20 protein-coding genes are annotated in these 23255 nt (G+C 72.4%); 8 read left to right on the forward strand and 12 right to left on the reverse strand.

What is annotated here, in order from left to right; translation table 11 throughout:
• Positions 1-72: 72 nt before the first annotated feature.
• The 5 genes from IEY61_RS03985 to IEY61_RS04005 all read right to left on the reverse strand — a co-directional run bounded on the left by IEY61_RS03985 (position 73) and on the right by IEY61_RS04005 (position 4992).
• Complete coding sequence (locus tag IEY61_RS03985) at positions 73-1881, reverse strand: ABC-F family ATP-binding cassette domain-containing protein (RefSeq protein WP_189040869.1); 1809 nt, start codon at positions 1879-1881, stop codon at positions 73-75.
• A 96-nt stretch (positions 1882-1977) separates the two neighbouring features.
• A complete protein-coding gene (locus IEY61_RS03990) occupies positions 1978-2925 on the reverse strand; it encodes a 4-(cytidine 5'-diphospho)-2-C-methyl-D-erythritol kinase (RefSeq protein ID WP_189040870.1) in 948 nt (315 codons plus the stop codon).
• 49 nt (positions 2926-2974) lie between these two features.
• Positions 2975-3121 carry a hypothetical protein gene (locus IEY61_RS03995; protein ID WP_189040871.1) on the reverse strand — a complete coding sequence of 49 codons (147 nt, stop codon included), beginning with the start codon at positions 3119-3121 and terminating at the stop codon, positions 2975-2977.
• A gap of 32 nt (positions 3122-3153) precedes the next feature.
• Positions 3154-4023 (reverse strand): 16S rRNA (adenine(1518)-N(6)/adenine(1519)-N(6))-dimethyltransferase RsmA, encoded by an 870-nt coding sequence (rsmA, locus tag IEY61_RS04000; protein ID WP_189040872.1) that lies wholly within the window; start codon positions 4021-4023, stop codon positions 3154-3156.
• 81 nt (positions 4024-4104) lie between these two features.
• A complete protein-coding gene (locus IEY61_RS04005) occupies positions 4105-4992 on the reverse strand; it encodes a TatD family hydrolase (protein WP_189040873.1) in 888 nt (295 codons plus the stop codon).
• Positions 4993-5162: 170 nt separating this feature from the next.
• Here IEY61_RS04005 and IEY61_RS04010 point away from each other — a divergent pair, with 170 nt between their 5' ends.
• Together IEY61_RS04010 and IEY61_RS04015 are read left to right on the forward strand one after the other, a co-directional pair.
• On the forward strand, positions 5163-6410 hold the full coding sequence (locus tag IEY61_RS04010; RefSeq protein ID WP_189040874.1) for a hypothetical protein: 1248 nt from the start codon (positions 5163-5165) through the stop codon (positions 6408-6410).
• 147 nt (positions 6411-6557) lie between these two features.
• Positions 6558-7409, forward strand: coding sequence for an alpha/beta fold hydrolase (locus IEY61_RS04015; protein ID WP_189040875.1), 852 nt, complete (start codon positions 6558-6560; stop codon positions 7407-7409).
• Between the two features lie 83 nt (positions 7410-7492).
• Here the strand turns inward: IEY61_RS04015 and metG are convergent, their stop codons facing one another.
• Entirely contained in the window at positions 7493-9325 is a 1833-nt protein-coding gene (gene metG, locus IEY61_RS04020; protein ID WP_189040876.1) for a methionine--tRNA ligase, read from the reverse strand.
• 138 nt (positions 9326-9463) lie between these two features.
• Here metG and IEY61_RS04025 point away from each other — a divergent pair, with 138 nt between their 5' ends.
• Positions 9464-10348 carry a hypothetical protein gene (locus IEY61_RS04025; RefSeq protein ID WP_229705669.1) on the forward strand — a complete coding sequence of 295 codons (885 nt, stop codon included), beginning with the start codon at positions 9464-9466 and terminating at the stop codon, positions 10346-10348.
• Positions 10349-10433: 85 nt separating this feature from the next.
• Here the strand turns inward: IEY61_RS04025 and rsmI are convergent, their stop codons facing one another.
• Positions 10434-11276, reverse strand: a complete 843-nt coding sequence (gene rsmI, locus IEY61_RS04030; RefSeq protein WP_189041190.1) for a 16S rRNA (cytidine(1402)-2'-O)-methyltransferase — start codon at positions 11274-11276, stop codon at positions 10434-10436.
• 93 nt (positions 11277-11369) lie between these two features.
• On the opposite strand from rsmI, the gene IEY61_RS04035 reads away from it, so the two are divergent.
• Complete coding sequence (locus IEY61_RS04035; protein ID WP_189040877.1) at positions 11370-13061, forward strand: dolichyl-phosphate-mannose--protein mannosyltransferase; 1692 nt, start codon at positions 11370-11372, stop codon at positions 13059-13061.
• Positions 13062-13336: 275 nt separating this feature from the next.
• Here the strand turns inward: IEY61_RS04035 and IEY61_RS04040 are convergent, their stop codons facing one another.
• Positions 13337-13612 (reverse strand): hypothetical protein, encoded by a 276-nt coding sequence (locus IEY61_RS04040; protein WP_229705670.1) that lies wholly within the window; start codon positions 13610-13612, stop codon positions 13337-13339.
• A 273-nt stretch (positions 13613-13885) separates the two neighbouring features.
• Here IEY61_RS04040 and IEY61_RS04045 point away from each other — a divergent pair, with 273 nt between their 5' ends.
• The 3 genes from IEY61_RS04045 (at position 13886) to IEY61_RS04055 (ending at position 16953) form a co-directional block, all read left to right on the forward strand.
• Positions 13886-14749, forward strand: a complete 864-nt coding sequence (locus IEY61_RS04045; protein WP_189040878.1) for a DUF4352 domain-containing protein — start codon at positions 13886-13888, stop codon at positions 14747-14749.
• 72 nt (positions 14750-14821) lie between these two features.
• Positions 14822-16117, forward strand: a complete 1296-nt coding sequence (locus IEY61_RS04050) for a vWA domain-containing protein (RefSeq protein WP_189040879.1) — start codon at positions 14822-14824, stop codon at positions 16115-16117.
• Positions 16118-16119: 2 nt separating this feature from the next.
• Positions 16120-16953 (forward strand): peptidase, encoded by an 834-nt coding sequence (locus IEY61_RS04055; protein ID WP_229705671.1) that lies wholly within the window; start codon positions 16120-16122, stop codon positions 16951-16953.
• A 132-nt stretch (positions 16954-17085) separates the two neighbouring features.
• Here IEY61_RS04055 and IEY61_RS04060 read toward each other — a convergent pair whose 3' ends face one another.
• The 4 genes from IEY61_RS04060 to IEY61_RS04075 all read right to left on the reverse strand — a co-directional run bounded on the left by IEY61_RS04060 (position 17086) and on the right by IEY61_RS04075 (position 22256).
• Complete coding sequence (locus tag IEY61_RS04060; protein WP_189040880.1) at positions 17086-19509, reverse strand: DUF4132 domain-containing protein; 2424 nt, start codon at positions 19507-19509, stop codon at positions 17086-17088.
• Positions 19509-19904 (reverse strand): hypothetical protein, encoded by a 396-nt coding sequence (locus tag IEY61_RS04065; RefSeq protein ID WP_189040881.1) that lies wholly within the window; start codon positions 19902-19904, stop codon positions 19509-19511. Before IEY61_RS04065 ends, IEY61_RS04060 begins: the two co-directional genes overlap by 1 nt.
• Before the next feature lie 36 nt (positions 19905-19940).
• Complete coding sequence (locus tag IEY61_RS04070; RefSeq protein WP_189040882.1) at positions 19941-21386, reverse strand: family 43 glycosylhydrolase; 1446 nt, start codon at positions 21384-21386, stop codon at positions 19941-19943.
• 147 nt (positions 21387-21533) lie between these two features.
• Positions 21534-22256 carry an SDR family oxidoreductase gene (locus IEY61_RS04075; protein ID WP_189040883.1) on the reverse strand — a complete coding sequence of 241 codons (723 nt, stop codon included), beginning with the start codon at positions 22254-22256 and terminating at the stop codon, positions 21534-21536.
• 101 nt (positions 22257-22357) lie between these two features.
• Here IEY61_RS04075 and IEY61_RS04080 point away from each other — a divergent pair, with 101 nt between their 5' ends.
• Entirely contained in the window at positions 22358-23221 is an 864-nt protein-coding gene (locus IEY61_RS04080) for a LysR family transcriptional regulator (protein WP_229705703.1), read from the forward strand.
• Positions 23222-23255 lie beyond the last annotated feature (34 nt).

A 23255-nucleotide genomic window follows, 5' to 3' on the forward strand; every position in this document is an offset into this window, starting at 1 on the left:
TCTCCCGCACCCCGCGATATGACGTCGCACACGGGTCCCCGGATGGCCGCAGGTCGCGGGGTCAGGCCGGCCCTAGGCGGGAATCTCCTCGGCCAGTTCCAGCCACGCCTGTTCGACCTGTTCCCGTTCGGCGCGTACCTGACTGAGCTGGGCGTCCAGCTCGGCGACCCGGGTGTAGTCGGTGGCGCAGGCGGCGAGCTGGTCGAGCAGCGCCATCTCCTTCTGCTCCAGCTTGCCGACCTGCCGCTCCAGCCGGGCCAGTTCCTTGCGGGCCTGCCGGGCCTCGGCGGCGCTCATCCCGGTGTCGCCCGTCGCGGTGCTGGACGCGGTGCCGGCCGGTGGTGCCGCGCTGCGGGCCGGCCCCGGCTGGCCGGCGGTCCGGGCCAGGTACTCGTCGACGCCACCGGGCAGGTGCACCAGTTGGCCGTCGCCGAACATCCCGTACGTCGAGTCGGCCACCCGCTCGATGAGGTAGCGGTCGTGGCTGGCCACCACGATGGTGCCGGGCCAGGAGTCGAGCAGATCCTCCAGGGCGGCGAGGGTGTCGGTGTCGAGGTCGTTGGTGGGCTCGTCGAGCAGCAGCACATTCGGCTCGCCGGCGAGCAGGCGCAGCATCTGCAGCCGGCGGCGCTCACCGCCGGAGAGGTCGCCGACGGGGGTCCAGAGCCGTCGGTCGTCGAAGCCGAACACCTCGGCGAGTTGGGCGGCGGAGATCTCCCGGTCGCCGAGGCGTACCCGCCGGGCCACCTCCTCGACGGCTTCCAGGACGCGCAGCTCGCCGGGCAGCTCGGCGAGTTCCTGGGAGAGGAAGGCGGGCCGCACGGTGGAGCCGGTGATCAGCCGCCCACCGTCGGGGCGGGTGACGCCGGCGAGCATCCGCAACAGGGTGGTCTTGCCGGCCCCGTTGGCGCCGAGGATGGCCACCCGGTCGCCGGGGCCGACCTGCCAGGTGACGTCGTCGAGGATGGTCTTGGGGCCGGCGTGCAGGCGGACCTGCTGGAGGTCGTACACCTGCTTGCCGAGCCGGGCGGTGGCCAGCCGTTGCAGCGACATGGTGTCGCGCGGCGGTGGCACGTCGGCGATGAGCGCGTTGGCCGCGTCGATGCGGAACTTCGGCTTCGAGGTGCGGGCCGGCGGGCCCCGACGCAGCCAGGCGATCTCCTTGCGGAGCAGGTTCTGGCGGCGGGCCTCGGTGGCCGCGGCGACCCGTTCGCGTTCGACGCGGGCCAGGGTCCACGCGGCGTAGCCGCCCTCGTAGGCCCGCACGGTCTGGTCGGCGACCTCCCAGGTGGTGGTGCAGACGGCGTCGAGGAACCAGCGGTCGTGGGTGACCACCACCAGGGCGCCCTTGCGGCCGAGCAGGTACCGGGCCAGCCAGTCGACACCGCCGACGTCCAGGTGGTTGGTGGGCTCGTCGAGGATGAGCAGGTCGGCGGCGCGGACCAGCAGGGCCGCGAGGGCCACCCGGCGGCGCTCGCCGCCGGACATCGGCCCGACCGCCGCGTCGAGGCCGAGGTGCGGCATGCCGAGCCCGTCGAGGATGGCCCGGACACCGGCGTCGCCGGCCCACTCGTGCTCGGCGCCCATGTCCTCGGCAAGCCATGCGGTGCCGAGGACCACGTCGCGGACGGTCGCCTGCGGGCTGAGGGTGAGGTTCTGCGGCAGCCAGGCGACCCGCAGGTCACGGCGGTGGGTGACGCGCCCGTCGTCGGGTTCCTCGGTGCGGGTGAGCAGCCGCAGCAGGGTCGACTTGCCGGCACCGTTGAGCCCGACCACGCCGATCCGGTCGGCGTCGTCGAGGCCGAGCGAGACGTCGGTGAGCAGTGGCCCGGCGGCGCCATAGCCCTTGGACACCCGGTCCAGGTTGACGATGTTGGCCACGCCCCACCTCCCATGATCAAGGCGTCCCGGTGCCGGGCTGGCACCTGGGGACGCCTGGAACCTCAGCGTACGCGGAGCGCCACCCGCGTGATCGGGTCAGGTGATCCGGGCCCCGGGAACCGGGCCGTGGGCGATGCGGGCCTGCCGGCACACCCCGGCGGCTTCCAGTTCGACGGCGACGCGTTCGGCGTCGGCGGCGTCGGCGGTGAGGAAGACGCAGGTCGGGCCGGAGCCGGAGACGATGCCGGCCAGTGCCCCGGCCGCCTCGCCGGCCTTGAGGGTGGCCGCCAGCGAGGGACGCATGGCCAGTGCGGCATCCTGCAGGTCGTTGCCGAGGGTGGCGGCGAGCACCCGGGGGTCACGTTGCCGCAGGGCAGCGAGCAGCCCGTCGGTGCTGCCGAGTGGCGGCCCGGCGGCGCCGGTCTCGCGGAGCCGGTCGAGTTCGCGGTACGCCTGCGGGGTGGACAGCCCGCCGTCGGCGATGGCGACCACCCAGTGCCAGGAGGTGGGGCGGGCCAGGACGGGGCTGACCGCCTCACCCCGACCGGTGCCCAGGGCGGTGCCGCCGTGGATCAGGAAGGGCACGTCCGAGCCGAGGTCGGCGGCGATACCGGCCAGTTCGTCGCGGGACAGTCCGGTGCCCCAGAGGGCGTCGCAGGCGACCAGGGCCGCAGCGGCGTCGGCGCTGCCGCCGGCGAGCCCACCGGCGAGCGGGATCTGCTTACGCAGGTGCAGCCGGGCGTGCGGCATGACGCCGGCGTAGCCGGCGAGGGCGTGGGCGGCCCGGAGGACCAGGTTGGAATCGTCCAGGGCGAGCTCTCCGGTGCCTTCGCCCTCCATGGTGAGGGTGAGCGTGTCGCCCCGTCGGGCGGTCAGCTCGTCGTAGATCGAGATCGCGTGATAGACGGTGTTCAGCTCGTGGTAGCCGTCCCGCCGCAGCGGGCCGACTCCCAGGTGCAGGTTGACCTTGGCGGGCACCCGTACCCGGACCGGTCCGCTGGCACCACGCGGCTCGTCGTCCTCCGGTCGCCAGGCCTCGGTCACGGGGTGATGTCCCGGACGGGCAGCCGGATGTCGAACGGCTTGGTCACGATCAGCTCCTCGGCGGAGTCGGCATCGACGCGGGGGCGTCGTCGGGGAGGGCCAGCACGTCCTCGATGGTGTGGTTGGCGAGGCGTTGCCGGACCGGGTCCGGGCCCCACATGCCGCACGCGTCGGGCTCGATCGGCTGCGCGGTCACTCGTACACCTCCTCGGCGGGCACGGCCTCAGCCTACTGCGCGCCGTTGTTGCCGCCCGCGGCCGACGCGGCCACGGCGGCGAACTGCTCGACGGTGAGCGATTCGCCGCGCGCGCCGGGGTCGATACCGGCGGCGGTGAGCGCCGTGGCGGCCCGGTCGGCGCCGCCGGCCCAGCCGGCGAGGGCGGCGCGCAGCGTCTTGCGGCGCTGCGCGAAGGCCGCGTCCACCACGGCGAAGACCTGCTGCCGGGACACGTCCGCGCGGGGCGGGTCGTGGCGGGTGAAGGCGACCAGACCGGAATCCACGTTGGGCACCGGCCAGAACACGTTCGGTGGCACCTTCCCGGCGGCGCGGGCGCGGGCGTACCAGGCGAGCTTGACCGACGGTACGCCGTACACCTTCGAGCCGGGACCGGCGACGAGCCGGTCGGCGACCTCCTTCTGCACCATCACCAGCCCGTGCCGGAGGCTGGGCAGTTCGGCGAGCAGGTGCAGCACCACCGGCACGGCGACGTTGTAGGGCAGGTTCGCGACCAGCGCGGTGGGCGCCGGGGCGGCCAGGTCGGCGGCGGTGATCCGCAGCGCGTCGGCGTGGTGCACGGTGAGCCGGTCGGCGTCCGGGCCGGCGTGCCGAGCGGCGGTGTCGGGCAGCGCGCCGGCCAGCACCGCGTCGATCTCCACGGCGTGCACGTGGGCGGCGGCCGGCAGCAGGGCGAGGGTGAGGGAGCCGAGCCCGGGGCCGACCTCCAGCGCCACGTCGTCGCCGGTGAGCCCGGCGGTGGTGACGATCCGTCGCACGGTGTTCGGGTCGTGCACGAAGTTCTGGCCGAGCCTCTTGGTGGGAGCGACACCGAGCCGGGCGGCGAGGTCCCGGATCTCCGCCGGGCCGAGGAGACCGGTCACCTCGGTAGCGTATGCGGCCGGCCTGCGGTGTTGAGAAGGGGCCCTTTTACTACGCGAGGCGTTAAGCAGGGGCCCTTCCTTTCACCAGGGGCCGAAGGCCCGCTCGCCGGTGGCGGAGATGCTGGCGCACAGCTCGTCCAGGTCGGCACCGGTGGTGGCGGCCAGGGCCCGCACGGTCAGCGGAATGAGGTACGACGCGTTCGGCCGTCCCCGGTGCGGCACCGGCGTGAGGTACGGCGCGTCGGTCTCCACCAGGATCTGGTCGAGCGGGGTCAGCGCGGCGGCCGCACGCAGCGCCCCGGCACTGGCGAAGGTGACGGTGCCAGCGAAGCTGAGCAGGTACCCCCGGCGGACGCACTCGGCGGCGAACTCGGCGTCCCCGGAGAAGCAGTGCAGCACCACCGTGTCCGGCGCGCCCTCGGAGTCCAGGATGCGCAGCACGTCGGCGTGCGCCTCCCGGTCGTGGACGACCAGCGTCTTGCCGTACCGCTTGGCGATGGCGATGTGGGCCCGGAAGCTCTCCTCCTGCGCGGCGCGCCCGTCGTCGCGGGTGCGGTAGAAGTCCATCCCGGTCTCGCCGACACCGCGGACCCGGTCCCGGGCGGCCAGCGCCTCGATCTCGCGCAGGGCGGCGTCGAGGTCGGGCAGCCGGGGTGCCTCGTTGGGGTGCAGCGCCACGGTGGCCAGCACGGCCGCATGCTCATCGGCCACCTCGGCGCCCCACCGGGAGGATGCGACGTCGACGCCGACCTGCACCAGCCGGTCGACGCCCACCATGGCGGCGACGTCGATGGCCGCGGCGACCGGATCGGTGGCGGCGCTTCCGGCCGGTACGCCGGCCTCGCTCACGGTGATGTCCAGGTGGGTGTGGCTGTCCAGCACCGGCTGCGGCAGTGGCTCGGGTGCGGGCGGGAACTCGCCGGCGCGGCGGGCCGCGCGCTGGCTGCGGGACTCGGTCGGCTCGCTCATCTCCTCGACAGCATCACACACCGGCCGAATCCACCCGGCCGCCACCCGGGGTTCACCTCGGCTACGCCCGGCCCCCCTACGGTCACCGGAGGGTGCGCGAAGCGAGGTGACGACGTGGGGACGGCACAGCGACCGGCGCCTCGCGCTCACGACCAGGAAAGCGGGCAGAGGTGAGTGTCACGTCCCGCGCGGACGGCGCGGCGCCGGAGCGGACCGGCCTACGGGTGGCGTACGGCGGGACGACGTACCCGGCCGAGGAGATCGCCCGCGGTGCGGCCTACGAGTTGTTCAGCGCTGACGAGGCAGCCGGATTCGAGTGGATGCCCCGGCCGAACTCGACGCTGCCGTGGCGACGGTTCGTGCACGTCACCGAGGTCACCGCCGTGCACGGGGCGACCGAGCCGGTTGAGGCACCGGAGGCGCCGCTGATGGTGCCGCTGCATCGCGAGCGGGGCTGGTCGGAGGTGCACCGGCTCGCCCAGCAGCCGGCCGCCGCGGACGATCCGCTGGTCGCCACGGTACGGGCGTCGGCGAGCCTGCGGCGGGGAACGCGGATGATGAAGATCCTCTCCGCCCGGCAGCTCGCCGGATACGTGCGGGGTTGGCTCCCGCACGGCTTCTGCTATCGCGAGCACGACGTGGCGCACCTGCGCACCCCCGCGACCACGGGCGTGCTGCGTACCGACGGCGGCGACGGCCGGGACGGCGGGGACGTGACGTACGCGCTGCGGTGGCGCGCCGCCGACCCGGGCGACTACGACGTGCCGGCGGGCGCCGCGTACCGGGGCCTGGCCGCGATGAATGCCCGCGACCGGTTGGGACCGGCAGTGCTGGGCACGGGTTTCACGCCGAGCAGTCATCACCTGCTGCCCGAGTTCGTCACCCGCGACTTCGCCGAACTGCCGATGCCGGCCAACGCCACCCTGCTCGCGTACCCGGCCGAGGGTGTCGAGGTGATCCTCTACGTCTACCAGGCGGAGCAGCACGGCTGGCTGCGCATGGTCGGGTCGCAGTGGCGGCACCTGCTGGCGGCGGTGCCCGGGCTGTCCCCGGAGCAGGAGTACGTGCCGATCGGGGATGCGCCACGATCGACGCGGCTGGTCGGCACGTACGCGGGCGGGGAGTACGAGGCGGTGGCCGACCCCCCTGACGGTTTTCGCGTGCTGGCGTTGACCCGGGCCGCCCGGTACCCGGTCGACTCGGCGAGCCGGCGGCTGCGGCTGGCCGCCTGGCGCGGGGTGCCCTGCCTGGTGCTTCGTGAGGAGTCGGGTTGGCTACGGCTGCGCTTGCGCCGCCCGGATCCGGACGCGGTGGCCGCCCTCGGGGCACAGTGCTACGAGCGGGGCGTCTACGAGACGTGGGCACCGGGCGCCGAGGTCATCGCCGACCAGATCGTGGACCACCCGTATCTCCTCTGACGGCGGATCGTGCGCGGCGGCGGGCCAGCGCCGGGCCCGGCGGATCGTGCGCGGCGGCGGCCAGCGCCCGGACGGCTGCCGATCCGCAGGAATACCGGTCCTCGGCCGGGGAAGGCTCGGTCTCCCGCCCCTGGACAGGAGGACGCGATGCCCTTCATCACCGTCGGCACGGAGAACTCCGCGCCCATCGACCTGTACTACGAAGACCACGGTTCCGGCCAGCCGATCGTGCTGATCCACGGGTTCCCGTTCAACGGGGCGACGTGGGAGAAGATCTCCGGGCCGCTGCTCGCCGCCGGATACCGGGTGATCACGTACGACCGGCGCGGTTTCGGCAATTCGGCGCAGCCGGCTCTCGGGTACGACTACGACACCTTCGCCGCCGATCTCGACGTGCTGATGACGGAACTGGACCTACGTAACGCGATCCTGGTCGGCCACTCGATGGGCACCGGCGAGGTGACCCGCTACCTGGGCGCGTACGGCTCGGACCGGGTGGACCGGGCGGTGCTGCTGGCGCCGCTGGCGCCGTACCTGAAGCAGGCGCCGGACAACCCGGAGGGTGTCGACCCGAGCCTCTTCGAGGGGTTCAAGCAGGCGATCATCGCCGATCGGTTCGCCTACCTGACCCAGTTCTGCAACAACTTCTTCAACTACGACGAGAACAAGGGCAGGCTGGTCAGCGAGGAGGCGTACCGGGCGCACTGGGAGATCGGGGCGCGCGCCTCGGCGAAGGGCACCCACGACAGCGTGGACGCCTGGGGCACCGACTTCCGGGCCGACGTGTCGCGGATCGACGTGCCGGTGCTGATCGTGCAGGGCGACAAGGACATGGTGTTGCCGTACCCGAAGACCGGGCAGCGGCTTCAGCCGATGCTTTCCGACAGCCGGCTGGTCACCCTCAAGGGCGCCCCGCACGGCACCCCGTGGACCAACGCCGACGAGGTGAATCAGGCGATCATGGAGTTCATCGGGTCGCCGGCGATGGCCCGCGCCTGACCGGTCCCGAGCCTGACCGGTCTCGGCCGGTGACGCGACGGGCGCGACCTCCGCCGAGGTCACGCCCGTCACGCGGGTGCGGGTCAGCCGCCGAGCCGGGCCAGTTCCTCGTTGACGATCGAGGGGTCGAGCTTGCGGAACACCGGCTTGGGCGCCGCGAGCGGCCGGCCCACCTCGATCGGTACGGACTCCCACCGCGCGCCCTGGGTGTAGTCCCCGGTCAGCACCGGGTAGCCCGGCCCGCCGTCGAGGTCGGCGACCTCCTCGATCACCGGCATCGGGGCGTGCACCCCGGTGCCGCCGAGCAGCTCGTGCACCTTCTGCGCGGAGTGCGGCAGGAACGGGGTGAGCAGTGTGTTGGCGTCGCTGACCACCTGGAGGGCGACGTGCAGGATGGTGCCCATCCGGGGCTTGTCCGCCTCGCCCTTGAGCTTCCACGGCGTCTGCTCGGAGAGGTACTTGTTGGCCTCGGCGACCACCTTCATCGCCTCGCCGATGGCCTGCTTCTGCCGGTGGTGGGCGATCAGGTCGCCGACCGTGGCGAAGCCGGCGCGGGCCACGGCCAGCAGCGCCTCGTCGGCCTCGGTGAGCCCGTCGGGGCCGACCGGCGGGATTGCGCCGAAGTTCTTCGCCGCCATCGAGACCGACCGGTTGACCAGGTTGCCCCAGCCGGCGACCAGCTCGTCGTTGTTGCGCCGCAGGAACTCGGCCCAGGTGAAGTCGGTGTCGTTGGTCTCCGGGCCGGCCACCGCGATGAAGTAGCGCAACGCGTCGGCGTCGTACCGCTCGAGGAAGTCCCGGACGTAGATGACCACCCGGCGGGAGGAGGAGAACTTGCGTCCCTCCATGGTCAGGAACTCGCTGGAGACCACCTCGGTGGGCAGGTTGAGCCGCCCGAGCTGGCCCGGCTCGCCGTCGCGGCGGCCCTCACCGGAGTAGCCGGCGAGCAACGCGGGCCAGATGATCGAGTGGAAGACGATGTTGTCCTTGCCCATGAAGTGGTAGGTCCGGGCGCCACCGCCAGCTCCGCTGGCAGACGCGGCAGCGTCCGCGCCGTCCTTCGAGTGCCAATACTTCCGCCACGCCTCGGGGTCGCCGGTGCGGCGGGCCCATTCGATGGACGCGGAAAGGTAGCCGATCACCGCGTCGAACCAGACGTAGATCCGCTTGTCGGTGCGCTCACGCCAGCCGTCGAGCGGGATGGGCACCCCCCACTCCAGGTCGCGGGTGATGGCCCGGGGATGCAGGTCGTCCAGCAGGTTCCGGGAGAAGCGCAGCACGTTCGGGCGCCAGCCCTGCCGGGTGTCCAGCCACTGCCGCAGGACGTCGGCCAGGGCGGGCAGGTCGAGGAAGAAGTGCTCGGTCTCGACGAATTCCGGCGTCTCACCGTTGATCTTGGATCGGGGGTTGATCAGGTCGATCGGGTCGAGCTGGTTGCCGCAGTTGTCGCACTGGTCACCGCGGGCGCTGTCGTAGCCGCAGATCGGGCAGGTGCCCTCGATGTACCGGTCGGGCAGGGTCCGGCCGGTGGACGGCGAGATGGCACCCATGGCGGTCTTCGGCACGATGTAGCCGTTCCTGTACAGCCCCTCGAACATCTCCTGCACCACCGCGTAGTGGTTGCGGGTGGTGGTGCGGGTGAACAGGTCGTAGGAGAGGCCGAGGCCACACAGGTCCTCCACGATCACCCGGTTGTACCGGTCGGCCAGCTCACGCGCGGTCAGCCCCTCGGCGTCGGCCTGCACCTGGATCGGGGTGCCGTGCTCGTCGGTGCCGGAGACCATGAGCACGTCGTGGCCGGCCATCCGCATGTACCGGGCGAAGACGTCGGAGGGAACGCCGAAACCGGAGACGTGGCCGATGTGGCGCGGGCCGTTGGCGTACGGCCAGGCGACCGCCGCGAGAACGTGACTCATGACCAGCAAGCGTAGTGACCCGCCCGGGGTGGCCGCGAACCAATACGGGTGCGCGGCCCGAGTCGGGCCGACCGTCAGTCCGATTTGTCGCCGACACGCTGTCTGAGCTGCCCGATCGGGCGTGCCCGTCGGTGTCCAATGAACCGCGTGACTGGCAGCAGAGCCGCCCGCAGCCCCGAGGACGGCCTTCCCACCGAGCCCTGGCCGGATCCGGCCGCGCCGGCGCGTACCCAATCGGTGGCGCCGCCCCACCCCCGGACCGTGCCCGCGGGCGGCGAGGAGTCGGCCGGGCCGGAGCTGGAACCGACCACCGGCGCGCCGGTGGACGCGCTGCCCCGTCGGGTGCCGGTCCGGCCGGCCGGCGGCCGGCACATCCCCGACGCCGGCACGCCCGACGACGACGTGTTCTGGGCGCCCATCGAGGAGGTGCACTGGGACGGTACGCCGGTGCGGCCGGAGGCGCCCGGCGACGGCGGCTCGCGGTGGCGCCGTGTCTGGCGGGGGCGCCGTCGCCGGGCTACCAGCAACCACCCCCCGGATCCGCTACCGGGGCTCGCCGCGCTGATCGGGCTGAGCCTGGCGGCGGCCTTCTTCGCCTGGGTCAGCGCCGGTCCGTTCTGGGTGGCGATCGGGCATGCCACCCCGGGCACGGTGGTCGTGACGGGGTGCTCCGGCGGCGGACTGACCCAGCGGTGCCGGGGCATCTTCACCGCGGCGGACGGCACGTTCCGCAGTCACGGGGTACGGGTCAGCGGGGTGCCGGCGCACCGAACAGCGGCCGGGGGGAGTCTGCCGGCCCGGGTGACCGGCCCGGACGGTGGCATCGCGTACGTCGATCGCGGGTTCGGCGTCCACCTGCGTTGGCTGCTCGGCCTGCTGGCCGTGCTCGGTTGCGGCGTGGGCATCGCGCGGTGGACCGGCGCGACCCGGCTGCCCGAGCCGCGCGCCCGGCGCTGGGCCGTCATCGCCTCGCTCGCCGGCCCACTCATGATCACGATCGGCTTCCTGGCCGCCGCCTGGTAGCCGGCTGCCGGCGTTCGGCAACCCCGGCAGCCGGTGTTAAAAAGGGGCCCTTCCTCTACCGGAGGCGTTAATAAGGGGCCCTTCCTTACATCTGATGCACGACGGTGTACACGTCGCGGCGGCGCAGGTTGAGGGCGCTCGCGACGGCGGTGATCGCGTCGCGTCGGCTGAGGCCCGCGGCCTCGCGTTCGGCCACCGCGGCGCGCAGCGCGTCGTCGTCGGGGCGGGTCGCGGGCGCGGCCGGGGCACCGGCCACCACGAGGGTGATCTCGCCGCGCGGGTCGCTCTCGGTGGCCCAGCGTGCCAGTTCGCCGAGGGGTCGGCGCAGCACCTCCTCGTACGTCTTGGTCAGCTCCCGGCAGAGCGCGGCGGGCCGGTCGGCGCCGAACGCGTCGGCCAGGGCGGCCAGGGCGGCGGCGACCCGATGCGGTGCCTCGAAGAGGACCAGGGTCCGCTCCTCGGTGGCCAGCGCCCGCAGCCGGGAGCGGCGTGCGCCCGACGCGCGTGGCAGGAACCCCTCGAAGCAGAACCGGTCGCAGGGCAGCCCGGACAGGGCCAGGGCCGTCGTGACGGCGCTGGGCCCGGGGGCGGCGGTGACCGGGACGCCGGCGTCCAGGGCGGCCCGGACCAGCCGGTAGCCGGGGTCGGAGACGCTCGGCATCCCGCCGTCGGTGACCAGGGCGACGAGCTGCCCGGCGGCGAGCATCTCGACCAGTTCCGGGGTACGCCGCTCCTCGTTGCCCTCGAAGTAGGAGACGATCCGCCCGGGGATCGTCACGTCGAGGTCGCGGGCGAGCCGGCTCAGCCGCCGGGTGTCCTCGGCGGCGACCACGTCGGCGGCGCCGAGGACGTCGCGCAGCCGGGCGGAGGCGTCAGCGGGATTGCCGAGCGGAGCGCCCAGCAGCACCAGGCGACCGGAACCGGTCATTTCACCCACAGGTCCGCCACTCCTTCATCGACGCTCGTACCGGATTCAAGGACGACGTATCTCGTTGGCCCCTTTGCAGCCTACGATCGCCGAGTGACGAGCGCGTCGACAGCACAGAGCGCCAGCCCGGACCAGCCGGATCCGGTGGTCGAGGCGGCCACTGCCGGCTCCACCGACCCGACGCCGCGTGGCGTACCGGAGATAATCCGGCGCCGGCTGGCCACCGTCGAGGGTCGGGTGGACGGATACTCGTGGCTCGCCACCCTGGTGGTGGTGGCGATCGCGGCGATTGTCCGCTTCGCCAACCTCAGCCATCCGCCCGGCAAGATGTTCGACGAGATCTACTATGCCCGCGACGCCTGGGCGCTGATCGACAAGGGCGTGGAGTGGAACTACAAGGACGGCGGTCCGTCGTACGTGGTCCACCCGCCACTGGGCAAGTGGTTGATCGGCTTCGGCGAGTGGGCCTTCGGCTACTCCGACGCCGAACACGGCATCTCGGTGCCCGGACACCTCTGGACCACCTCGCCGGAGTTCGGCTGGCGCTTCTCGGCCGCGCTCATCGGCACCCTGTCGGTGCTGCTGCTGGTCCGGATCGGCCGCCGGATGTTCCGCTCGACGGTGCTCGGTTGCGCCGCCGGTCTGCTGCTCGCCCTCGACGGCTTCCACCTGGTGCTGTCCCGCACCGCACTGCTCGACATCTTCCTGCTCTTCTTCGTGCTGGCCGCGTTCGGCGCACTGGTGCTCGACCGGGACGCGACCCGCCGACGCTGGGCCCACGCCCTGGCGGCGGGGATCGATCCCACCGCACCGGGGCGCGCCGGTCGCCCCCCGGGCGGGTGGCGGAACTGGCCCTGGTGGCGGTTTGCGACCGGGGTGCTGCTCGGTTGCGCCTTCGCGGTGAAGTGGAGCGCGCTCTTCTTCGTTCCGGCCTTCGCGCTGCTGATGCTGCTCTGGGACGTCCGCGCCCGCCGCTCCGCCGGGGTGCCCCGGCCGTGGCGGGCGACCATGCTCGACGGGTTTCCGCAGATGGTGCTCGCCGGCGTGCTGATGCTGGTCACGTACGTGGCGACCTGGTCGGGCTGGCTGTTCAGCCAGGAGGGCTACTACCGGCTCGCCGAGCGGTATCCCGGGGCGGGGCTCAGCGACACGCCGGTGATCGGCCCGCTGTGGAACCTGGTGCAGTACCACCAGGCCGCGCTGGGCTTCCACAGCCAGCTCGACGATCCGCACAAGTACCAGTCGTGGCCGTGGCAGTGGCTGCTGTTGGGCCGCCCGGTGGCCTTCCACTGGACCGGCGAAGGCAACTGCGGGCAGGCGAGCTGCGCCGAGGAGATCCTGCTGCTCGGCACACCGCTGCTGTGGTGGTCGTTCCTGGCCGCGCTGGTGGCGCTGGTCTGGCTCGGCCTCGCCCGGCGGGACTGGCGGGCCGGCACCATCCTGCTGCTCGTCGGCGCGGGGTTGCTGCCGTGGTTCTGGTTCGCCCTCGACGGCCGGACGATGTTCTCCTTCTACGCCGCCCCCGCGCTGCCGTTCCTCGTGTTGGCGGTGGTCTACGTGCTGGGCGCGATCGCCTCACCGGCCGGCCCGCGCGATACCCGACAAGTGGGCGGTGCCGACGACGAGGCCAGCCGGGACCGCCAGCTGATCGGCGGGGTGATCGTCGGGGCGTACCTGGTGCTCGTCGTCCTCTGTTTCGCCTACTTCTATCCGATCTTCGTCGGCCAGGCCATTCCGTACGACGAGTGGTCGACACGGATGTGGTTGGACGGCCGCTGGATCTGACCACGGTGACGGCCCCGGGTCGACGCCCGGGGCCGTCCGTGTGCGAACACGATGAAGGGCCCACCCGCCGAGCGCGTGGGCCCTTTCGGACACAAAAGGGCGCGCCCCGATCGCCTGCCACGGGGGAAGCGGGCGATTGGGGCGCGCATCAGCAGCTTAACCACCCATGACCAGCGGCACAACGGGCGGCGTGGGTCAGATTTCCGACCAACATCGATCAAGGCGGAGATTGCCGTCGCCGACCACCACCGGGTGACCGGCCACTGACCCTGTGCTCACTCCTTCTTCGGTCGAGGGGGCAACCAGCCGAAGAATCGTTCCTGCAGCGTGATCGACCCGCGACCCCTCAGGTCCTCGGCGGCGGCCGCCAGGCAGGCCCCGAGGTAGACGCTGAGCATCGCCCGGTCGGCCCCGTACTCGCTCAGGAGCCGGTCACGTTTGACCTCGCAGGGCCAGTCCGCGCCGCAGGACCCGCACGTCCAGTCGGGCGACACCGGGGCGTGCTCGCCCGGTGCCGCCGCGGCGCTCCCGTCCCCCTCGGGCACCGTCACACCCGTATGATCCGCATTCGTCACGCTTCCTCCGCCTCCACCCTGGACGGCGGACGAGCACCCGCCGTCGATCACACATCACCCCCACACCAACCCAGCAGCGTCCGGAGACGCCCCGGCGTTACTCCGTCGCGCGGTCGGTCACCGCGATCGCCGCGCTTCACCACCAGGAGCATTCGCCACCGCCGATCGGCCTTACGTGGCCGAACCGGGTTGCCGGTACGCGGTAGCGTCAAGCGGTTCGCGACCGCCATCAGGTGCCCGAGGAGTACGGTGAGCCACCCCCAGCCCCCACCGGGGCCGCACGACCCCTACCAGCCGAGTCAGCCGCCCATCTCGGGTATGCCGTACCCGCAGGGCGCTCCCGAGCAGACGAGCGGCCCCTATCCGCCCAGCGTCCCGTACCCGCCGGGGGGCGGCTACCCGCCGGGAGGCGGCTACCCGCCGAGCGGTCCGTACCCGCCCGGTGGCCCCGGCGCTCCGCTCGGCCCACCGCAGCCGACCGGCGGCGGCCGGAAGGTGCTGATCGTGGTGATCGTGGTGGCGGTCGTGGCGCTGCTCTGCTGCGTCGGCGGCATCGCCGCGCTCGTCGTCGGATTGAAGCAGACCGCCGACCAGGTGTCCGAGGCGCTGCCCACCCCGGCCGCCAGCTACGCTCCGCCGGCGCCGGCGACCAGCGCGCCAGCCCGGAGCACGCCGCCCACCCCGTCCGAAACGACCACGCCGGCCGACCGCGGCGAGACGTTCAACATGAAGCCCGGCGACACCCTGGTCATCACCGACGACGACGGCACCGTCGAGGTCACCGTGACGAAGTTCCGTACGGTCACCAAGGCCTGCCAGTCGTTCGCACCCAAGCCCGAGAAGGGTCGGTACCTGATCGCCGACGTGACGGCGAAGGTGACCAAGGGCACCGGGTCGATCAACCCGTTCTACTTCGAGTGGGTGGCCGACGACGGCACCACGGTCAACGGGCTGGTCGGCGCGCTCTCCGGCTGCGGAGACCCGCTCGGTTCGGGCAACGAACTGCGGACCGGCAGCAAGCGTTCCGGCACCGTGGTCTTCGACGTCGCCGACACCAAGGGCACCCTGGAGTACCAGCACCTCTTCGAGACCGCCGGCTCCTGGAAGCCGTAGCCGGCACGCCATCGAAGGCAGAGGAGCGGACCGGCGCGTTTGTCCTGATTGGACCTCGCTACACTCCGCCCGGTGATCAACAAGAGATGGTCGTCAGCCGTCCTGCTGGGGCTGCTGGCGGCAACCACGCTGGCCGGCCCGGTGCCGGCCTCCGCCGACGACGACAGGGCGGAACCTATCGCCGAGCCGCCTCGCGTCCAGCTGGTACTGGACGTGAGCGGCTCGATGCGGGCCACCGACATCGACGGACGCAGCCGGATATCGGTGGCGCAGCAGGCGTTCGGCGAGGTGGTGGACGCCCTGCCCGACGAGACCCAGCTGGGCATCCGGGTGCTCGGCGCCACCTACCGGGGCAAGGACAAACAGCAGGGCTGCCTGGACACCCAGCAGATCGTGCCGGTCGGCCCGGTGGACCGCGAGGCGGCCAAGGCGGCCGTTGCCACGCTGCGCCCGACCGGGTTCACCCCGGTCGGGCTCGCCCTGCGTGAGGCCGCCAAGGACCTGGGCACCGGCAGCACCGCCCGGCGAATCGTGCTGATCACCGACGGCGAGGACACCTGCGCCCCGCCGGACCCGTGCCAGGTGGCGCGGGAACTGGCGGCGCAGGGCACCACGCTGGTGGTGGACACCCTCGGCCTGGCCCCGGACGAGAAGGTACGCAAGCAGCTGCTCTGCATCGCCGCCGCCACCGGCGGCACGTACACGGCGGCGAACAGCGCCAACGACCTGACCGATCGGCTCAAGCAGTTGGTGGACCGGGCCCGTGACACGTACGCCACGACGCCGGCGAAGGTCGACGGCACCGAGGCGTGCCCGGACGCGCCGCTGCTCGCACCCGGTGTCTACACCGACCGGGAGAGCTTCTCCGAGCACCGCTGGTACCGGGTGCCGGTCCGGCCCGGACAGGAGCTGCGCGCCTCGGTCAGCATGGCGCTCGACCGGCCGGTCAACCTGGACTACGGCGTACTGCTGCGGGCCACCGCCGCCGACGGCCGGGAACTGGTGCGCGGCGTGGACGCGGGCAGCGGCCGTATCGACGTGATCTCGGCCGGTCTGCGCTGGTCGGCCGGGGCCGACGACGAGACGGACGAGCGCGATGCGGACGCGCCCACTCCCACCGCCCCCGCCGTCACCACCGTCTGCCTGGTGGTCAGCAACATGTTCGCGCCGCAGCCGGGCACCGCCAAGAACCCCGGCATGCCGGTCGAACTCACCGTCGACGTGGTCGCCGCGTCACCCACCCCGGATGGCCCGGACCTGGGCCGGGGCTGGGTGCTGCTGCTCCTGCTGACCGTGGCCGGCCTGCTCACCGGGCTCGTCGCTGGCTGGCTCACCCGCTGGTGGGTGGCGACCTGGAGGGAGAACTGAGGATGCGTACCCACTCGGCAACCCTGACCGCCCGGCTGGCCGCCGGCCTCGCGCTGGCCCCGGCCGCGCTGCTGGCCGGCGTCGCCCTGGCCCCGGCCGCGGCGCTCGCCGCGCCCACTCCGATCCCCTCGCCCGGTGCCGTCACCGTGACCAAGGCCGGCACCTCCTTCCTGAGCGCCACCCCGGTCGCCGCCGGCCAGCCGGTACGGGTCGGCGCGTCGACCGGCGAGTACCTCTACTGGTCGTTCCCGGCCGCCGCAGGCGAGACCCACGAGATCAACGCCACGGTCTCCCTCGCCGCGAACCGCAGCGGCCGGTCGACCTGGGCCGTCGAGGTCTTCGACGGCCTACGTCGCCGGCAGGCGTGCACGGCCGGCGCGCAGACGCCGACCGCCGACGCCTCGGCGAGCACCGTGGCGATCGGTTGCACCCTGCGCCGGGTCCGGCCCTGGGCCGAACCGTGGTCCGCCGATCCGCTGCCCGGCACGTACTACGTCCGCCTGACGGTGGTCGACGTGCCGGAGCCCGACCTCGGCCTGCCGATCGACGTGGACCTGCTGATCTCCACCACCGGCGACGCCGACACCTCCCCGGAGGACGGCAAGCTGGAGGCGCCGCTGGTGCCGCCGGCCAACGCCGGCACGGTGCTCGACGCGGTGCCGACGGCTGCCCCGGAGGACTCCGACGACGACGGCTGGAACCTCGACCTGACCGGCTGGCTGCCCGAGGCCGGCTCCCGTTGGGTCTGGACCACCGCCGGCGGCATGCTGGCTGCGGTGGCCGGCGTGGTCGGCTTCGCCCTCACCCGCCGGTCCGCCCGGCGAGTCGTCAGGTGACCCTCCCCACCGGATGAGCCCCGCCGGCAGGTCGCGCCCAGGTGCCCGGGAGTGACCTGCCGGCGGCCCTCGTCGGACAGACCCTGATGCGCCGATGCGCGGGTCGGGGTGGCAGGTGGGCCGCTCGATCGGCTAGCCGTCGGATCTGATCTGCTGGGTGATCGACGGGTCGGTGATCTCGGCGTCCTTGGCGAGCAGCATCGCCTTGCTGAGAATGACGGCCAGCATGCCGTCCCCCTCGAACGGCAGGAACTGCTGCTCACCGGCGCGGCCGGCGGCCCGGTCCGGCACGATGCAGAGATAGCTGTCGTTCGGACTCATCAGGATGTTGCCCGACCCCAGGTGAATCCGGTACGTGCGCAGGTCGCCGTCGACCACCAGGAACCGGCCGTCGACACGGGCCCGTCGACCCACCGCCAGCCGGGGCAGCAGCCGGGTCAGCAGATCGCGCCGGGTCTCGGCGGTCGCCGACAGTTCCCCGAAGCTGTACGACGACCAGTATTCCCGGAACCGGCCCTGCGGGCCGCCGTCCGACCAGGTCGGATCATTGCCGACGCTGGCAACCCCGACGAACAGGTCCACGTCGCGCATGATCTCGCTGAACACCAGCGGCGGAACCTGGTCCAGCGGCAGCGGGTCGGCTGGTCGGGCCTCGGTCCACCGAGCGCCCGTGTAGCCGCCACCGGAGGCGTGTGACCAGTTCTGCGCGGCACCGATCGGATAGAAGCGCACCTGATCGGTGACGAGCCGAAGGTACGACCCGCTCTCGGTGGTGTCGTCGCCGTACTCGCCGCCGACTCCCTCCACCCAGTACTCGGCGCGCAGGCCCCAGCCGGGCAGCTCACGGCCGGTCGCCGGGTACGAGTCGTCGACCATCAGCCGGAGCCGGTCGGTCCAGCCCCGGACCGCGGCCAGCGCATGGTACTGGTGTTGGCGCAGGATGTGCCCGGCGAACCGGTTGGAGTAGGTGCCGGTGGCCTCTTCGGCCGGGGTGAGCAGGTAGACCTCGCGATGTGCCTGCTTGAACGGCTGGACGATGCGGTGCCGCTCCAACCACTCCCGCCAGCCGACGACCTCCGGCACCGGCCGGCCGATCGGGTGCCAGATCCGCACCTCGGCATCGTCGGCGGCGGTCACCGGGGTGTCGTCCACCGTACGCAGCGCGCCGTCGGCCCAGCCGCAGGGCACCCCGTCGACCAGCCAGAGCAGCCGGCGGGCCAGCGCGCCGACCAGCGGATGGTCGAGGTAGCGCTGCCGCCAGGTGGCCAGGCTCCAGGTGCGCTGGGCCAGGAAGAGCGCGTCCAGCCGGGCCGTCTGGGCGGCCAGCATGCCCGTGATCTCCTTGACGAGTCCCTTCAGCGCGGTCAGCTCCGCCGCGTGGTCTCGGCGGACCGCCGCCGGTGGGCTCTTCACCTTCCGCCCGGACTCGTTGTGCCAGGTCAGGGTGGCCCCGGCGGACCCGATCAGCAGCTCCACGCGGCACCCGCCGAGGCTGACCTCGTGCCGGCCCACCTCGGTCAGGCCGTAGTCCGGGACGGCCAGCTCCTCGATCTCGTCCCGGCCGACGCCGAGCGCCGCAGCTCGGGCGTCCAGCGCCTTGTCGATCTCCTTGCGGGTGCCCTTGTGGGTGACCCGGGCCGACAACCGGGCGAGCTGCGCCAGCGCCGCCTCGCCGTCGAGCCGCCCGAGCACCCCGACCGCCGCGTTGGCGACCTTCGGGCAGGCCGGCCCGATCCCGGGCAGCCGGCGCAGCATCACCTCGGCCAGGCCACCGATCCGGCGGACCTGCTCGGGCGCCGGGTCGGCCCGCTCGACCAGCCAGAGCAGGCCGCGCAGCAGGTCCGCGTTGATGGCGGACGGTGGGTGTTGCGGGGTACGGGAGGCGGCGATCAGCCACCGATCGAGGACCTGCCTCGCCTCGACCGGGTCGAACCCCGCCAGCTGCCGGATCGCCTCCTTGGACCAGCCGGCCGACGGCCGAGCGGTGGTGGCGGTGCTGGCGTGCCCGACCAGCCGCTGCCAGGCCGGATCGAGGGTGGGCAACTCGGTCAGGATCTGCTCGGCCCACGGATCGTCCTGGTCGAGATGCGGCCCGGTCAGCCCGACCACCAGTTGCCGCAGTCGTTGGCTCTCGTCGGACCGGTCGACCAGCACCGCCACCAGGTCGGCGGAGAGCGGACCGGTGGCGGCCAGGCCCCGGGCCACGGTCTCCAGCGCGGCCGGCGACAACGAGTACGGCTCCTCGACGGCGTACGCGGCGAGATCCTGAAGCTGCTCCGGCGTCAGGTCGGCGGGCAGTCGGCGGGACAGCTGCCCGATCAGCTCCAGCACCGACCAGATCCGCGTCTGTTCCCGCCGGTGCACGCCGATCATGGCCAGCATCAGCCGGGACACGTCCGGCCGGGACAGCGCGCGCAGCGCGGCGGACACCTCCGGATCGTCCCCACAGCGCCGGGCGTGCGCGTAGAGGTGCTCGGCCAGCGCGGCCAGGTCGTTCGCGGCGACCAGGTCGCGGGCGCGGGTGGCGTACCAGACGGTGTCGGTGGTGGTGGTCATCAGCCACCCACCAGCGGGACGAGCTTCAGGAAGGTGACCTCGGTGTCGCGGCGCAGGTCGACCTCGTCGTCCAGCTCCTCCACCTGACGGTCGCCGACCAGCACCACGAAGCCGTTACGGGTGAACGCCTCCTCGGCGAGGGCAACCTGCCGCTGCGCGTCGACCCGGCGGTGGGACCGCTCGGCCGGCTCACCGTTGAGCGTCCGCTCGATCGAGGTGGGCTGCACCAGCAGCCGGCGCGGTGCCGGGGTGGCGGCGTTGTGCTCGGCCACCTCCTGGTGGATCCGCCGCCGGATCAGCTCACGCAGCGTCAGCCGCTCCTCGAAGATCCGCAAGGCCCAGGCCGGGGTACGCGCACCGGCCGTGCTCTCGTCCACAAAGGTCACCGTCGCCATGCCGCGGGAGTCTAGGCACGCCCCCCGACACTCACGTCAGTCCAGCGCGAAGGTGGCCGACGCCCGCCCGGCCGCGTCCGAGACGCTCTCCAGGTACAGCAGCCCGTCGCGGTGCCGCACGTACTGGCCGGGGAAGTTGACCGACTCCAGCGACAGCTTCGCCGCGTCGGCCAGACCGGCCCGGCGGGTGAACGTCGCGTCCTGGCGGAACAGGTTCGAGCCGTCGTTGCGCTCGACCCAGAGCTGATGGTTGCGGTGCCGCAGGTAGTAGCCGGGATAGTTGGTCGACTCCAGCGAAACGGCCGTCGGATCCGCCAACCCGCCGACGATCCGGAACTGGGAATCGGCCAGGTTGGTGACGTTCGGCTCCAGCCGCACCCGGAACTCCCAGTGCCGCAGGTAGCGGTCCGGCAGGTCGTGCGAACGCAGCCGGACCGGAGTGACGCCGTCCGGCACCGGTACGCCGAAGTTCGGCGTACCGTCGGCGTTCCAGTAGACCCGCTGGATCCGGGTCCGCCGGTTCGGGTCGCTCAGCGGATCGTAGCCGTTGCCGAGGTACCGCTCGTAGTTGCGGGAGTGGTAGACGATCACGTCGCTGCCGTCCTCGGCGACGGTGAAGGAGTTGTGCCCCGGGCCCCACTGGCCGGTCCGGCTGTCGCTGGCCAGCACCGGCGTGGCGCGCTTGGACCACGAGGCCGGGTTCAGCAGGTCACTGCCCGCCGAGGCGGTGAGCAGCCCGACGGCATAGCTGGCGTCGGTGGCGCTCGCCGAGTAGGTCATGAACACCCGGCCGTTGCGGATCAGCACCGCCGGTCCCTCGTTGACCCGGTAACCCCGGGTCTCCCAGGCGTACGTGGGGGTGGCGATCAGCGTCGGGGTGCCCGCGTACGTCCAGGGGTTGACCGCGCGGGCGAGGTAGATGTTGGAGTTGCTGCCGGCGTACTCGGCCCAGGCCAGGTAGCGCTGGCCGTTGTGCACGAAGGTGGTCGCGTCGAGCGAGAAGCTGCTGCGCGCCGGTTGGAGCTGTCCACGCTCGACCCACGGCCCGTCCAGCGGGTTCGCGGCGGTGCTCTCCAGCACGTACGGCCGGATGGCCCAGATGTCGTCGGTCCGGCCGGCGGCGAAGTAGACGTACCACCGGCCGTCGATGAAGTGGATCTCGGGTGCCCAGATGTGCGCGCCCATCTCGCCGGTGCTGTGCCTACGCCAGATCACCCGCTCGGTGGCGGTGGCGAGCCCCTGGAGCGTGGTCGCGCGGCGCAGCACGATGCGGTCGTACTCGCCGACGGTCGCGGTGAAGTAGTAGTAGCCGTCGGTGTGCCGGTAGACGTGCGGGTCCGCGCGCTGCTCGGCCAGCGGGTTGGTGAAGGTCACGGCGGCGGCGAGCGCCGGGGCGGCCGGTGCCACCACTGCGACGGTGGTCGCCGTGACCAGGGTGGTGAGGGTGGCCGCCAGCTTCCTGCCGAGGAGCTTCAGTCGCATGTCTCGTCACCCCTCGTTACCGTGCCTCGCAAACCGTCAACTGATTGATAACGTTCACATCCCGGCGACGTCAAGAGATCGACGCGCAACGGTCATTGTTCGGTCGGGCCGGTGGTGCCCGGCACCCGATGCCGGGACATGTCCGAGTCACCAGGGGACGACGCCGTCGTCGTTGAAGAACGAGCCGGTCGGGCCGCCGTCGGGCAGGGTGGCCAGCCGGATCGGAGTTGCCGCCGCCTCCCGGGGTGACCGGCCCTGGAAGCCGGTGAAGTCGGTCGCGACCAGGCCCGGACAGGCGGCGTTGATGAGGATGCCCGTACCCGCGAACTGCCGCGCGTAGTGCACGGTGAGGGCATTGAGGAACGACTTCGTCGGCGAGTAGGCCGCCATGACCGGGCCGACTTCGATGTTCGGGTCCGTTTGCCAGGTCAGTGATCCGACGCTGCTGGAGATGTTGACAATGCGCGGGGAGGCGGAGCGCCGCAACATCGGCAGCATCGCGTTGGTCACCCGGATCACGCCGTAAACGTTGGTGTCCACGACCGCGCGGACGACGTCGAGGTCGAGCGTGGTCGGATCCTGCACCCATCCCGGTCCGGTCTCTCCCGAGATGCCGGCGTTGTTGACCAGGACGTCGAGGCGTTGAATCAGTTCGGCGGCCTCGGCGGCGCTCCGGTCGCTGGTGACGTCCAGGGGGACCGCGAACGCGTCCACTCCATCGACAAGCAGCTTCTGCACGGCCGCCTCGCCCCGCGCACGGTCGCGGGCCCCCACCCCCACCCGGTAACCCCGCGCGCCCAGCCCGGCCGCGATCTCGTATCCGAGTCCCTTGTTCGCGCCGGTGATCAGCGCCGTCTTCTTGTCACTCATGGCGCCGATGGTGGCTCGGCAACAGGTGCCGCCGTTACACCGTTTGGGTGCGCTGTCATACCCGTCCGGTATCACCGCAGTATCGTCGTTTCGTGGACACGCTGGAGACCCGTGAGCTCAGGTACTTCGTCACGGTCGCCGAGGAACTGCACTTCAGCCGGGCAGCCGAGCGCCTCGGCATTGCTCAGCCGCCCCTGTCCCGGGCGATTCAGCAGCTCGAACGGCGCCTCGGTGTCACCCTGCTGGAACGCAACCGCCGGGGCGTCACCCTCACCGGCGCGGGTCAGGTGCTGCTCGACGAGGCCCGTGCCATCCTCGACGCGACCACCGCAGCCGCCCGCCGTACCCGCCGGGCCGCGTCCGCCACGAACCACCTGACGTTGGCGACGAAGGCCGGCGCGAATCACGAGCTGTTGCGGAAGCTGCTCGAAGCCCATGCCGCCGAACCTGGCGCGGTCGAGGTCGACGTGCTGCTGTGCGGCATGGGAGAACAGGCGCGAATGCTGCGCGACGGCCGCGCCGACGCCGCCCTCATGCAGCGGCCCTTCGACGATCTCGCCGGGCTCGACACCGAGGATCTGCTGATCGAACAACAGATCGCCATCCTGCCCGCCGGGCATCCTCTCGCCGGGTGTACGTCTCTGACCATGGCCGACATCAACGACGTACCGGATCTGCCGGTCGCCCGCTGGCCCCGCCAGGACGGCAGCTACGAACCCGGCCCGGGCCCCGAGATCCACGACCAGTCGCAACTGGCTCAGCTGATCGCCCTCGGGCGCACCATGGCCGTGCTCTGCGCCTCGTCCCGATCGTGGCTCTGGAACGCGCACGCCGCCGTCCCCCTGACCGACGCACCGCACGTCACCACCGTGCTCGCCTGGCCCCCGCACAGCCGCTCCCGGACCGTCGCCGGGCTCGTCCGCACCGCAACCCAGCTCCGACAAGAGCCCACCCTGGCGGCGTGAACGCGGCCGACTGGATACCGCTCGATCGCCTCAC

Origin of the sequence: Micromonospora sonchi (assembly GCF_014646235.1) — a bacterium.
In the GTDB taxonomy this organism is placed as follows: domain Bacteria; phylum Actinomycetota; class Actinomycetes; order Mycobacteriales; family Micromonosporaceae; genus Micromonospora; species Micromonospora sonchi.